This window comes from Pseudomonas entomophila, assembly GCF_029193575.1.
In the GTDB taxonomy this organism is placed as follows: Bacteria; Pseudomonadota; Gammaproteobacteria; order Pseudomonadales; family Pseudomonadaceae; genus Aquipseudomonas; species Aquipseudomonas entomophila_G.
In genome coordinates this window covers 220,642-233,404 of sequence record NZ_JARGCS010000047.1, presented here as the reverse complement: position 1 = coordinate 233,404, position 12,763 = coordinate 220,642, and the positions used below count along the sequence as shown (strand labels likewise).

Genomic DNA, 12,763 nt, shown 5'->3' with positions numbered 1-12,763 from the left:
TTAGGCACGGGGCAAGCCCGCGCCTAAAGGGGCAGAGGCCTCAGCAGGCCAGGGGTGTCAGTACCAGCGCGGCTCGCCGGCCGGGCGCTTCTTGAAGCGCTTCATGCTCCACATGTACTGGCTCGGGTACTCGCGCACATAGCGCTCGACCACCTTGCTCATGGCCGCCGCCGACTCGGTCACGTCGGTGCTGTACATCGCCTCTGGCGCCGCCTCCAGGAACACCTTGAACCCCGACCCGTCCGGCAGCCGCAGGGCGTGCAGGAACACCCCCACCGCCTTGCCGCCCGCCAGCATGTTCGGCACGAACTTGCTGGTCAGCGCCTGGGTGCCGAGGAACGGCACGAACACCCCGGCGGATTCCGCCGGCTCGGGGTCGGCGGGAATGCCCACCTGCCCGCCCCGGCGCACTTCCTTGATCACGCTGAGGATGCCTTCCTTGGTCGACGGCGCCACGCGGTTGCCCATCTGCACCCGCTGCTCGCGCAGCAGCTCATCGACCGCCTTCAGCTTCGGCGGGCGGTAGAAGATGATCGGCTTGCACTGGTTGCAATAGAAGTGGTTGAGCACCTCCCAGTTGCCCAGGTGGCTGGTGATGCCGACCACGCCCTTGCCCGAGGCCAGGGCCTGCTCCAGCACTTCCAGGCCGTGCACTTCCTTGACCAGGTCGAGCGAGCGCTGCGGCGGCCAGATCCACGCGCAGGCGCTTTCCACGAACGACTTGCCGATGTCCTTCAGCGCGCGGCCCGCCAGTTGTTCACGTTCGGCCGGGTCCATCTCCGGGAAGCACTTGGCCAGGTTGATGCGCACCACGTTGCGCGAGCCGTTCGGCACCTTCCACATCAGCCAGCCGATACCGGCGCCGACCCGCTGCACGGCACCCCAGGGCAGCTTGGCGAACAACCGCAGCACCCCGACCATCAGGGCGCCCTTGAACTTTTCCACAGGCGAATTCCTTATTTCTGCAAGGCGCGCATTGTAACGCCTCAGCGCGCCAGCGCGGCGTAGCGATCGCAATCGGTGGTGTGGTCCATGACCATGCCGGTGGCCTGCATGAAGGCGTAGCAGATGGTCGGGCCGACGAAGGTGAAGCCCTTCTTCTGCAAGGCCTTGCTCATCGCCTTGGCCTCGTCGGTGACCGACTGCATCTCTTCGCGCCCCTTGAAATGATTGATCTTCGGCTCACCGCCGACGAACGACCACAGCCACTCGGCGGGGTTGTCCAGGGCCAGCCAGGCCCGTGCGTTGCGCCGGGCGGCATTGATCTTCAGGCGGTTGCGGATGATGCCGGGGTCGAGCATCAGCGCCTCGATCCGTTCGTCGCTCATCTGCGCCAATAGGTGGGGGTCGAAGCCGAACATCACCTTGCGGTAGTGCTCGCGTTTGCGCAGCACGGTGATCCACGACAGCCCCGCCTGGAACCCTTCGAGCAAAAGCATCTCGAAGAGCAACGCCGGGTCACGCTGTGGCGTTCCCCACTCCTGGTCGTGGTAGGCCTGGTACAACGGATCGTCGGTACACCAAAAGCAGCGTGGCATAAGGCTCCAATGAGTAGAGGGCGAGGCGAATCGGGTTATACTCCCGCTCTTTACATCCGCATCCCCAGATACAGGTGAATTTCGTGAGCCAGCCTACGCCAGCCGTGCGTACCTTCCAAGACCTGATCCTCGCCCTGCAGCAGTACTGGGCCGAGCAAGGTTGTGTGGTGCTTCAGCCCTACGATATGGAAGTAGGCGCCGGCACTTTCCATACCGCCACCTTCCTGCGCGCCGTGGGCCCAGAGACCTGGAACGCCGCCTACGTGCAGCCCAGCCGTCGCCCGGCCGACGGGCGGTATGGCGAGAACCCCAACCGCCTGCAGCACTACTACCAGTTCCAGGTGGTGCTCAAGCCGAACCCGGCCAACTTCCAGGAGCTGTACCTCGGCTCGCTGAAGGCCATCGGCCTGGATCCGCTGGTCCACGACATCCGCTTCGTCGAAGACAACTGGGAATCGCCGACCCTCGGCGCCTGGGGCCTGGGCTGGGAAATCTGGCTCAACGGCATGGAGGTGACCCAGTTCACCTACTTCCAGCAGGTCGGCGGCATCGAGTGCTACCCGGTCACCGGTGAAATCACCTACGGCCTGGAGCGCCTGGCCATGTACCTCCAGGGTGTGGATTCGGTGTACGACCTGGTCTGGGCCGACGGCCCGTTCGGCAAGGTCAGCTACGGCGACGTGTTCCACCAGAACGAGGTCGAGCAGTCGACCTACAACTTCGAGCACGCCAACGTCGACAAGCTGTTCGAGCTGTTCGACTTCTACGAAAGCGAAGCCAACCGCCTGATCAAGCTGGACCTGCCGCTGCCGACCTACGAAATGGTCCTGAAGGCGTCCCACACCTTCAACCTGCTCGACGCCCGCCGCGCCATCTCGGTGACCGAGCGCCAGCGCTACATCCTGCGCGTGCGCACCCTGGCCCGGGATGTCGCGCAAAGCTATCTGCAAGCCCGCGCACGCCTGGGCTTCCCGATGGCCACCCCTGAACTGCGTGACGAAGTACTGGCCAAGCTGGAGGCTGCACAATGAGTGCTCAAGATTTCCTGGTTGAACTGGGCACCGAAGAGCTGCCACCGAAAGCCCTCGCCAGCCTCGGCGACGCCTTCCTGGCCGGCATCGAGAAAGGCCTGCAGGCCGCGGGCCTGAACTACACCGGCAAGTCGGTGTACGCCGCGCCGCGTCGCCTGGCCGTGCTGATCCGCCAGCTCGACGTGCAGCAGCCGGACCGCAGCATCAACATCGACGGCCCGCCCCGCCAGGCCGCCTTCGACGCCGACGGCAACCCCACCCAGGCCGCCCTGGGCTTCGCCAAGAAGTGCGGCGTGGAGCTGTCGGACATCGACCAGAGCGGCGCCAAGCTGCGCTTCTCCCAGCACATCCCGGGCAAGGCCACGACCAGCCTGCTGCCGACCATTGTGGAAGACTCGCTCAACGACCTGCCGATCCCCAAGCGCATGCGCTGGGCGGCCAGCCGTGAGGAGTTCGTGCGCCCGACCCAATGGCTGGTGATGCTGCTCGGCGACCAGGTCGTCGACTGCACCCTGCTCTCGCAGAAGGCCGGCCGCGAATCCCGTGGCCACCGCTTCCACCACCCGGACAACGTGCTGATCACCACCCCGGCCAACTACGTCGAAGACCTGCGCAAGGCCTACGTGCTGGCCGACTTCGCCGAGCGCCGCGAGCTGATCGCCAAGCGTACCGCGGAACTGGCCATGCAGCAGGAAGGCTCGGCCATCGTGCCGCCGGCGCTGCTGGACGAAGTGACCGCGCTGGTCGAGTGGCCGGTGCCGCTGGTGTGCTCGTTCGAGGAGCGTTTCCTCGACGTGCCGCAGGAAGCGCTGATCACCACCATGCAGGACAACCAGAAGTACTTCTGCCTGCTGGACAGCGAAGGCAAGCTGCTGCCGCGCTTCATCACCGTGGCCAACGTCGAGAGCCGCGACCCGAAGCAGATCGTGCAGGGCAACGAGAAGGTCGTGCGCCCGCGCCTGACCGACGCCGAGTTCTTCTTCAAGCAAGACAAGAAGCAGCCGCTCGAGACCTTCAACGAGCGCCTGAAGAACGTGGTCTTCCAGGCCCAGCTGGGCACCGTCTACGACAAGGCCGAGCGCGTCTCCAAACTGGCCTCGTTCATCGCCCCGCACATCGGCGGCAACGCCGAGCGGGCGGGCCGTGCAGGCCTGCTGTCGAAGTGCGACCTGGCCACCGAGATGGTCGGCGAGTTCCCTGAGATGCAAGGCATCGCCGGCTACTACTACGCAATCAACGACGGCGAGCCGCAGGACGTCGCCCTGGCGCTGAACGAGCAGTACATGCCGCGCGGCGCCGGTGCCGAACTGCCGGAAACCCTGACCGGTGCCGCCGTGGCCGTGGCCGACAAGCTCGACACCCTGGTCGGCATCTTCGGCATCGGCATGCTGCCCACCGGCAGCAAGGACCCGTACGCCCTGCGCCGTGCCGCCCTGGGCGTGCTGCGCATCCTGATCGAGAAGCAGCTGGACCTGGACCTGACCGCCGCGGTCGAGTTCGCCGTCAAGCAGTACGGCGCCAAGGTCAAGGCCGCAGGCCTGGCCGACCAGGTGCTGGAGTTCGTCTTCGACCGCCTGCGCGCGCGTTACGAAGACGAAGGCGTGGACGTCGCCACCTACCTGTCGGTGCGTGCCCTGAAACCATCCTCGGCCCTGGACTTCGACCAGCGCGTGCAGGCCGTGCAGGCCTTCCGCAAGCTGCCGGAAGCCGAGGCCCTGGCCGCGGTGAACAAGCGTGTGTCGAACCTGCTGGGCAAGGCCGAAGGCGCCATCGCCGAGCAGGTCGAGCCGAAGTACTTCGACAACGCCAACGAGTTCTCCTTGTACTCGGCGATCCAGCAGGCCGACCAGGCCGTGCAGCCGATGGCCGCCGCGCGTCAGTACAGCGAGTCGCTGGCCCGCCTGGCCGCCCTGCGCGACCCGGTCGACGCCTTCTTCGAGGCGGTGATGGTCAACGCCGAGGACGCCAAGGTGCGCGCCAACCGTTATGCCCTGCTCAGCCGCCTGCGCGGCCTGTTCCTGGGCGTGGCCGACATCTCGCTGCTGGGGTAAGCCTTGAAACTGCTGATTCTCGATCGAGACGGGGTGATCAACTACGACTCCGACGCCTACATCAAGTCGCTGGACGAATGGCTGCCCATTCCTGGCTCGATCGAGGCCATCGCGCAGTTGAGCAAGGCGGGCTGGACGGTGGCGGTGGCCACCAACCAGTCCGGCATCGCCCGTGGCTACTACCCACTGGAAACCCTCGAAGCCATGCACGCGCGCCTGCGCGTGCTGGTCGCCGAGCAGGGCGGTGAAGTCGGCTACATCGTGCATTGCCCGCATGGCCCGGACGACGGCTGCGACTGCCGCAAGCCCAAGCCCGGCATGCTGCTGGCGATTGCCGCGCACTACCAGGCCAGCCTGGCGGGTGTGTGGTTTGTCGGCGATAGTAAAGGTGACCTGGAGGCCGCCCTGGCCGTCGGTGCACAACCCGTGTTGGTGAAAACCGGCAAGGGTGAGAGGACCCTGGAGAAAGGTGTCCCGGAAAATACATTGATTTTCGATGACCTGGCGGCTATCGCCGGAGAACTTATTCGTTAGTGCGCCCTTTGGCGCACTTTTTCCCAAGGGCGGGCGCCCCCCGCGACGGTACATGCCACTATGTCGATCCTGCAGGCGATCAGAATCGCTCTTTTTTACCTGCTGTTGGGCACCAGTTCGCTGCTGTGGTGCTCGCTGAGCTTCTTCGTTGCGCCGTTCCTGCCGTTCCCCAAGCGCTACCGGTTCATCAACGTGTACTGGTGCCGCTGCGCGGTGTTCCTGACCCGGGTGATCCTGGGCATCGACTACAAGGTCACCGGGGCTGAGAACGTGCCGCAGCAGCCGTGCGTGATCCTGTCGAACCACCAGAGCACCTGGGAGACGTTCTTCCTCTCGGCGTACTTCTCGCCGTTGAGCCAGGTGCTCAAGCGCGAACTGCTGTACGTGCCGTTCTTCGGCTGGGCGATGGCCATGCTGCGGCCGATCGCCATCGACCGCGGCAACCCCAAGGAAGCCCTGCGCCACGTGGCGAGCAAGGGCGACGAGTTGCTCAAGCAGGGCGTGTGGGTGCTGATCTTCCCCGAAGGCACGCGCGTGCCGCACGGCCAGGTGGGCAAGTTCTCCCGGGGCGGCACCGCGCTGGCGGTGAATGCCGGCCTGCCGGTGCTGCCCGTGGCGCACAACGCTGGCAAGTTCTGGCCCAAGTCGGGCTGGGGCAAGCGTTCGGGCACGATCGAGGTGGTGATCGGCGAACCCATGTACCCGGTGGGCAGCGGGCCACGCGCCATTGCCGAGCTGAACGACCGCGCCCAGGCGTGGAACGAGGCGGCGCAGCGGGCCATGGGCTCGCTGCCGCCGGCGGCGGAAAACACCCCGCAGCCTATCGCCTGACGATCTGTGGATAACGTGTTAGCAATTTTTGGATTAACCTTATTCAGAACAAGCTAAGTGGTTGAATTAGCTATTTATTTCTCTGTATGACGTTTTTTCGAAAATCGTGCATAAGTTTTTTCAGGGCATAAAAAAACCGGCTTTTACGCCGGTTTTTTTGTACCTGCTCCTACAGGTTCACCGCCAACCCAGAGCACTGCGCTGCGGGCCCTCACTCAGACCTTGTCGATATCCACATCGCGCGTCTCTTTCAGGCAGAAGATCCCCACCACCAGGCTCACCCCGGTGATCAGCACCGGATACCACAGCCCGTAGAAGATATCCCCGGTGTACACCACCAGCGCGAACGACACGGTCGGCAGGAAGCCGCCGAACCAACCGTTGCCGATGTGGTACGGCAGCGACATCGAGGTATAGCGGATGCGCGTCGGGAACAGCTCCACCATCACCGCTGCCAACGGCCCATAGGTCATGGTGGCGATCAGGATCATCGCGACGATCAGCACCACCACCATCACTTGGTTCACCTGCGCCGGGTCGGCCTTGGCCGGGTAACCAGCCTGCTGGATGGCTGCACGCAGGGCCGCTTCGTCGAAGCCGTTGAGGGTCTTGTCGCCAATGCTCACCGACACGTCGCTGCCCGTGGTATTGACCGAGCTGTACGGCAGCCCCTGCTTGACCAGGAAGGTCTTGACCTTGTCGCACGGGCTGTCGAAACGCGCCTTGCCAACCGGGTCGAACTGGAAGGTGCAGCCCTGCGGGTCGGCGTTGACCACGATCGGCGCCTGGCGGCTGGCCGCGTCGATCTGCGGGTTGGCGTAATGGCTCAGGGCCTTGAACATCGGGAAGTAGCACACCGTGGCCAGCAGCAGGCCGAGCATCAGGATCGGCTTGCGCCCCACACGGTCCGACAGCCAACCGAAGAACACGAAGAACGGCGCGCCGATGATCACGCTGATGATCAGCAGCGTGTTGGCCTGGGCCGGGTCCATCTTGAGCATCTGGGTCATGAAGAACAGCACGTAGAACTGCGCGGTGTAGAAGGTCACCGCTTGCCCTGCGTTGATGCTGAACAGCGCGGTGAGCACCACCTTGAGGTTCGGCCAGGAGGTGAACGACTCGCGGATCGGCGACTTGCTCACCTTGCCCTGGGCCTTCATTTTCACGAACGCCGGCGACTCGTGCATGCTCATGCGGATCCACGTGGAAATCGCCAGCAGCACGATCGACAGCAGGAACGGCAGGCGCCAGCCCCAGGCTTCGAACTGGTCGCCACTGATGTAGCGGCTGCCCAGCACCACCACCAGCGACAGCAGCAGGCCGAGGGTGGCGGTGGACTGGATGAACCCGGTGTGGAAGCCGCGCTTGCCCGGCGGGGCGTGCTCGGCCACGTAGGTCGCCGCGCCGCCGTACTCGCCGCCCAGGGCCAGGCCCTGGAGCATGCGCAGGATCACCAGGATGATCGGCGCGGCGATGCCGATGCTGGCGTAGGTCGGCAGTAGGCCGACGGCGAAGGTCGACAGGCCCATCAGCACGATGGTCACCAGGAAGGTGTACTTGCGCCCGATCATGTCGCCCAGCCGGCCGAACACCAAGGCACCGAAGGGCCGTACCAGGAAGCCCGCGGCGAAGGCCATGAGGGCGAAGATGAACGCGGTGGTGTCGTTGACCCCAGCGAAGAACTGCTTGCTGATCACCGCCGCCAACGCGCCGTAGAGAAAGAAGTCATACCACTCGAACACCGTCCCGAGGGATGACGCGAAAATGATCTTGCGCTCTTCACGCCGGCTGCTGCTGGTGGCCGCCGCGCCTTGCTCTTGGATGTAATCCGACATCGTTGCTGTCCTCGGCCCGCAGGCCACAGTGATTATTCTTGTTGTTCCACTGTCGGCGGCTTTCGACCGCAAGCCACCGGTGTTGCACGCACCCGGGTCAGGGCGTCGGTATCGCGTTGCTTTCGCTGAGGTTGGTTTGCCTGGAAGCCCCCCTGAGGATCAGTTGCGCCGCCTTCTCGGCGATCATCAATGTAGGTGAACAGGTATTGCCGGAGACGATCTGCGGCATGATCGAGGCGTCGGCCACCCGCAGGCCCGGGATACCGTGCACGCGCAGCTGGCTGTCGACCACGTCGAGTGGACCATTGCCCATGCGGCAGGTGCCGACCGGGTGGAAGATGGTGGTGCCGATCTTGCCGGCGGCATCGTGCAGTTCCTCCTCGGTCTGCAGCAACGGGCCGGGCAGGTATTCGCGCGGGGCGAAGGCCGCCAGGGCAGGGGACTGGACGATGCGCCGGGTGAGGCGGATGGCGTCGGCGGCGACGCGCAGGTCCTGCGGGTCGCTGAGGTAATTGGGGTCGATCAGCGGCGCGCTGCCCGGGTCTGCCGAGCGGATGTCGATGCGCCCACGGCTGGCCGGGCGCAGGTTGCACACCGAGGCGGTGAACGCCGGGAAGTCGTGCAGCGGCTCGCCGAAGCGCTCCAGCGACAACGGCTGCACGTGGTATTGCAGGTTGGCGGTGGCCTGCTCGGGGCCGGAGCGCACGAACGCGCCCAGCTGGCTCGGCGCCATCGCCAACGGCCCGCTGCGGTCGTAGAGGTAGCGCAGGCCCATGCCCAGCTTGCCCCACAGGCTATTGGCCATCTGGTTGAGGGTGCGGGTGTTGCGGATCTGGTAGATCAACCGCAGTTGCAGGTGGTCCTGCAGGTTGCCGCCAACGCCGGGCAGTTCGTGGCGCACGCCGATGCCCAGGCCTTCGAGCAGCTTGCGCGGGCCGATGCCGGAGCGCTGGAGGATGCCGGGCGAACCGACGGAGCCTGCGCAGAGGATGATCTCGCGGCGCGCCTCGAATTCATGCCAGGCACCTTGCCAGCGAGCCTTCACCGCCGTGGCGCGGGCGTGGTCGAGCAGCACCTGGTCGACCTGCACGTCGGTCAGCACGGTGAGGTTGGCGCGCTGCTGGATAGGGCGCAGGAAAGCCTTGGATGCATTCCAGCGCACGCCGCTGCGCTGGTTGACCTGGAAGTAGCCACAGCCCTGGTTGTCGCCGGTGTTGAAGTCGTCGACCTTGGCGATGCCGCTCTGCTCGGCGGCATCGCGGAAGGCATCGAGAATCGGCCAGCTGTAGCGCTGGCGCTCGACCCGCCATTCGCCGTCGGCGCCATGGCTGTCGCTGGCACCGGCGAAGTGGCTCTCACTGGCCTTGAACAGCGGCAGCACGTCCTGCCAGGCCCAGCCGTCGTTGCCTTGCTCGGCCCAGCGGTCGTAGTCCGCCGCCTGGCCGCGCATGTAGATCATGCCGTTGATCGACGAACAGCCGCCGAGCACCCTGCCGCGCGGGTAGCCCAGGGCGCGGCCGTCCAGGCCGGGTTGGGCCTCGGTCTTGAAGCACCAGTCGGTGCGTGGGTTGCCGATGCAGTAGAGGTAACCGACGGGGATGTGAATCCACGGGTAGTTGTCGCGCCCGCCCGCTTCGAGCAGCAGCACGCGGCAGGACGGGTCGGCGGAAAGGCGGTTGGCCAGCAGGCAACCGGCGGGGCCGGCCCCTACGACCACGTAATCGAAAACAGAATCGGCTGATGGCATGTGCAACCTCGCGCCTGATTATTGTTCTTGTCGCCCCTCATCTTATTGATTAATTTCGCTGACGAAACACGAGATTTTGCGCAGCCGTTGTGCGTTTTAGCACAACCACCGGCGAGCACAGCGGAGCACCTGCAGCAGTGGGCTCGCCCCGCGATGAGGCCCGCCCAGGCACAACGAAGACCGTTGCCCCCACCACGGAGGAGCGCCCCATGTTCGACTGGAATGACCTGCGGTTCTTCCTGGAGTTGCAGCGCAGCGGCCGCCTGCTCACCGCCGCCAAGCGCCTCAACACCACCCACAGCACGGTGGCCCGGCATATCGAAAGCATCGAGAAGAGCCTCGGCACGCCGCTGTTCGTGCAGCACGCCCAGGGCTACGAGCTGACCCCCTCCGGCCACGCCCTGCTCAAGCATGCCGAAGCCATGGAGAACGTCGCCCTGCTGGCGCAGGAGGAAATCACCCAGTCGATCACCCCGCTGGGCAAGATCCGCCTGGGGGTCACCGAAGGCATCGGCATCGCCTTCTTCACCCCGCGCTTGAACCCGCTGTTCGAACGCTACCCGGGCCTGGAAGTGGAACTGGTGGCGGTGCCGCGCTTCGTCAGCATCCTCAACCGCGAGGCGGAGATCAGCGTGCACCTGGAGCGTCCCAACGCCGATTTGCTGATCACCCGCAAACTCACCGACTACCGCCTGGCGCTGTACGCCAGCCAGGCTTACCTGGACAGCGCGCCGTCGCTGCGCCATCGCGAGGACCTGGCCCGGCACAGCTGGATCGGCTACGTCGACGACCTGCTGTTCAGCCAGGAGCTGTTGTTCCTCAACAGCTTCTGCCGCTCGCCCAACGTGGTGTTCCGCAGCACCAGCGTGATCGCCCAGCAGTACGCCGCGCGGGCCGGGCTGGGCATCGCCGTGCTGCCCAACTACATGGCCCGCCACGACCCCACGCTGGTGCGCGTGCTGCCCAGCGAGACGATCCAGCGCAGCTACTGGATCAGCACGCGCCGCGAGCTGCACAAGTCGGTGCGCTTGCGCGTGGTGTGGGATTACCTGTTGGCGCTGTGCGCCGCGCAACAGGACGAGCTGCTAGCCGAGTAGCACCTTGCCCGCCAGCAGCAGTGCGGCGCTCCAGCCGGTGACGGCGAACAACTGCTGCACCCGTGGCCCGGCCAGCCTGGCCGCCAACGGCCGGGCCAGCAGCAGGCCAAGCACCGCGCCCACGGCGAAGGGCGCGCCCACCCACCAGTGCATCACCCCGGCGAGGCTGGCGCTGACCACGCTGCCCGTGGAAACCAGGGCGATCACCGCCAGGGAGGTCGAGACGATGCTTTTCATGCGCAGGTTGGTGTAGCGGTTCAGGGCGGGGATGATCACGAAGCCACCGCCCACCCCGAGCAAGCCGGACAACAACCCTGACAGCGCACCGGTCATGGCCAGTGCCCGCGCGCACGGCAGCGTCCAGCGCAAACGGCCCTGCAGCGGGTTGAGCACACAGGGCTCGATGAAGCGGTGCGCCTCGTTGGCTTCGCCACGCAGTTCCCGCGACGCCTTGCGCCAGATGCGCAGGCAGGCATAGATGAGCACCCCGGCGAACGCCAGGGCCAAGGGGGTGTTGGGCACACGGTGCGCGAGCATCAGCCCGAACGGCGCGGCGCTGATGCCGATCAGCGCGATGAACAGCGCGGCGCGATAACGCACCAACCCTTGGCGCAAGCCGAGTATCGCCCCCACGGCGGCGGCCAGCCCGACGGCAAGCAAGCCGATCGGGGCCGCCTCGACCATCGACAGCCCGAGGCCGAACACCAACAGCGGCACGGCGAGGATGCCACCGCCGGCGCCGGTCAGCGCCAGCACCGCCCCAATGATCATGCCCAAGGCTGTCCCGAGCAGTTGCTGTTCGATCACGGGGTGGCCTCGCCTGCCAAGGGTTTCGGCCGTGCCAACCACTCACGCCCCTTGAGCATGCCTTGCCAGTACAACGGCGGCAGCAACCTCGCCTTGAGCAGCCAGGCCAGGCGGGTAGGGCGACGGCCATCGAGCAGCCAGCGCGGGAAGCTTGGCGCCAGGGTGCCGCCGTAGGTGAACTCGGCCAGCACGATCTTGCCACGCTCGACGGTCAGCGGGCAGGAACCGTAGCCGTCGTAGCCGGCCAGGGTCGCACGGCGGCCCAGCGCTACCAGCACGTTGTTAGCCACCACCGGCGCCTGCTTGCGCGCAGCGGCGGCGGTCTTGGCGTTGCTGGTGTTGATCACGTCCCCCAGCGCATGGATGTTGGCAAAGCGCCGGTGGCGCAGGCTGTGCGGGTCGACCTCGACCCAGCCGCCGGCGTCGGCCAGCGGGCTGTGGCGGATGAAGCCCGGCGCTACCTGGGGCGGCACCACGTGCAACAGGTCGAAGGTTTCGACGCGGGTGGCGCTGCTGCCATCGGCCAGGGCGCGGACGAAGGTCGCGCGGCGGTTGGGACCGTCCACCGCCACCAGCCGCTCGGCGAAGTTGAGGTCGACGCCGTACTTGTCGATGTAGGCCATCAGTGCCGGCACGTAGTCGGCCACACCGAACAGCACTGCGCCCGCGTTGAAGAAGCTGGGCTTGACCGCGCCCAGGCGACCGGCGCGCAGCCAGTGGTCGCACGACAAGTACAGGGCCTTTTGCGGGGCGCCGGCGCACTTGATCGGCATCGGCGGCTGGGTGAACAGGGCACGGCCTTGCTTGAGGTTGCGCACCAGCTCCCAGGTGTAGGGCGCCAGGTCGTAGCGGTAGTTGGAGGTGACGCCGTTGCGGCCCAGCGTGTGCTCCAGGCCATCGATGGCGCCCCAGTCGAGCGTCAGGCCAGGGCAGACCACCAGTTGTTCGTAGCTGACAACGCGACCGTCATCGAGGTACACGCACTGCGCGTCGGGGTCGAAACGCTCGACCCGGGCCTTGATCCACTGGGCGTTGCGGGGGAGGGTGGCGACCATGGGGCGGGCAGTGCTGGCGGCGTTGAACACGCCGGCGCCGACCAGGGTCCAGCCGGGTTGGTAACAGTGGACATCGGCGGGGTCGATCAGCGCCACGTCGAGGGAGGGGTCGCGGCTGAGCAGGCTGGCAGCGGTGGCGATGCCGGCGGCACCGGCGCCTACGATCACGACCTTGTGGTGGGGGGACATCGGGTCTTCCTTCATTGGGTTTGAGGTGTCGCGCAGGGTCCTATCGCG

General features: G+C 66.1%; 11 protein-coding genes. 5 read left to right on the top strand and 6 right to left on the bottom strand.

Features of this window, described 5'->3' with window-relative positions:
• Nucleotides 1-57: 57 nt before the first annotated feature.
• Together P0Y43_RS22520 and P0Y43_RS22515 are read right to left on the bottom strand one after the other, a co-directional pair.
• Nucleotides 58-945, bottom strand: coding sequence for a lysophospholipid acyltransferase (locus tag P0Y43_RS22520; protein ID WP_275639469.1), 888 nt, complete (start codon nt 943-945; stop codon nt 58-60).
• A 41-nt stretch (nt 946-986) separates the two neighbouring features.
• A complete protein-coding gene (locus tag P0Y43_RS22515; protein WP_275639468.1) occupies nt 987-1,538 on the bottom strand; it encodes a DNA-3-methyladenine glycosylase I in 552 nt (183 codons plus the stop codon).
• 83 nt (nt 1,539-1,621) lie between these two features.
• Here P0Y43_RS22515 and glyQ point away from each other — a divergent pair, with 83 nt between their 5' ends.
• Genes glyQ through P0Y43_RS22495 form a run of 4 tightly spaced genes read left to right on the top strand, consistent with a single transcriptional unit; the run spans nt 1,622 to nt 5,985 of the window.
• Entirely contained in the window at nt 1,622-2,569 is a 948-nt protein-coding gene (gene glyQ, locus P0Y43_RS22510) for a glycine--tRNA ligase subunit alpha (RefSeq protein ID WP_275639467.1), read from the top strand.
• Nucleotides 2,566-4,620 (top strand): glycine--tRNA ligase subunit beta, encoded by a 2,055-nt coding sequence (glyS, locus tag P0Y43_RS22505; protein WP_275639466.1) that lies wholly within the window; start codon nt 2,566-2,568, stop codon nt 4,618-4,620. The genes glyQ and glyS overlap by 4 nt, the downstream gene beginning before the upstream one ends.
• A 3-nt stretch (nt 4,621-4,623) precedes the next feature.
• A complete protein-coding gene (gmhB, locus tag P0Y43_RS22500) occupies nt 4,624-5,154 on the top strand; it encodes a D-glycero-beta-D-manno-heptose 1,7-bisphosphate 7-phosphatase (protein WP_275639465.1) in 531 nt (176 codons plus the stop codon).
• 60 nt (nt 5,155-5,214) lie between these two features.
• Nucleotides 5,215-5,985, top strand: a complete 771-nt coding sequence (locus tag P0Y43_RS22495; RefSeq protein WP_275639464.1) for a lysophospholipid acyltransferase family protein — start codon at nt 5,215-5,217, stop codon at nt 5,983-5,985.
• Between the two features lie 215 nt (nt 5,986-6,200).
• Here the strand turns inward: P0Y43_RS22495 and P0Y43_RS22490 are convergent, their stop codons facing one another.
• Both P0Y43_RS22490 and P0Y43_RS22485 read right to left on the bottom strand, forming a co-directional pair.
• Entirely contained in the window at nt 6,201-7,820 is a 1,620-nt protein-coding gene (locus tag P0Y43_RS22490) for an MFS transporter (protein WP_275639463.1), read from the bottom strand.
• A 97-nt stretch (nt 7,821-7,917) separates the two neighbouring features.
• A complete protein-coding gene (locus P0Y43_RS22485; RefSeq protein WP_275639462.1) occupies nt 7,918-9,567 on the bottom strand; it encodes a GMC family oxidoreductase in 1,650 nt (549 codons plus the stop codon).
• 209 nt (nt 9,568-9,776) lie between these two features.
• Between P0Y43_RS22485 and P0Y43_RS22480 the strand changes: the two genes are divergently transcribed.
• Nucleotides 9,777-10,664, top strand: coding sequence for a LysR family transcriptional regulator (locus P0Y43_RS22480; RefSeq protein WP_275639461.1), 888 nt, complete (start codon nt 9,777-9,779; stop codon nt 10,662-10,664).
• On the opposite strand, the gene P0Y43_RS22475 is transcribed toward P0Y43_RS22480, so the two are convergent.
• Nucleotides 10,653-11,471: a sulfite exporter TauE/SafE family protein gene (locus tag P0Y43_RS22475; protein WP_275639460.1), complete on the bottom strand. Its 819-nt coding sequence runs from the start codon at nt 11,469-11,471 to the stop codon at nt 10,653-10,655. The genes P0Y43_RS22480 and P0Y43_RS22475 overlap by 12 nt on opposite strands.
• Nucleotides 11,468-12,715: an NAD(P)/FAD-dependent oxidoreductase gene (locus tag P0Y43_RS22470; protein WP_275639459.1), complete on the bottom strand. Its 1,248-nt coding sequence runs from the start codon at nt 12,713-12,715 to the stop codon at nt 11,468-11,470. Before P0Y43_RS22470 ends, P0Y43_RS22475 begins: the two co-directional genes overlap by 4 nt.
• Nucleotides 12,716-12,763 lie beyond the last annotated feature (48 nt).

Excerpts from the sequence above, each read along its gene's own strand:
- P0Y43_RS22515 (WP_275639468.1), bottom strand. The coding sequence starts at position 1,538 with ATGCCACGCTGCTTTTGGTGTACCGACGATCCGTTGTACCAGGCCTAC.
- P0Y43_RS22485 (WP_275639462.1), bottom strand. The coding sequence starts at position 9,567 with ATGCCATCAGCCGATTCTGTTTTCGATTACGTGGTCGTAGGGGCCGGC.
- P0Y43_RS22490 (WP_275639463.1), bottom strand. The coding sequence starts at position 7,820 with ATGTCGGATTACATCCAAGAGCAAGGCGCGGCGGCCACCAGCAGCAGC.
- P0Y43_RS22470 (WP_275639459.1), bottom strand. The coding sequence starts at position 12,715 with ATGTCCCCCCACCACAAGGTCGTGATCGTAGGCGCCGGTGCCGCCGGC.
- P0Y43_RS22495 (WP_275639464.1), top strand. The coding sequence starts at position 5,215 with ATGTCGATCCTGCAGGCGATCAGAATCGCTCTTTTTTACCTGCTGTTG.
- glyS (WP_275639466.1), top strand. The coding sequence starts at position 2,566 with ATGAGTGCTCAAGATTTCCTGGTTGAACTGGGCACCGAAGAGCTGCCA.
- P0Y43_RS22480 (WP_275639461.1), top strand. The coding sequence starts at position 9,777 with ATGTTCGACTGGAATGACCTGCGGTTCTTCCTGGAGTTGCAGCGCAGC.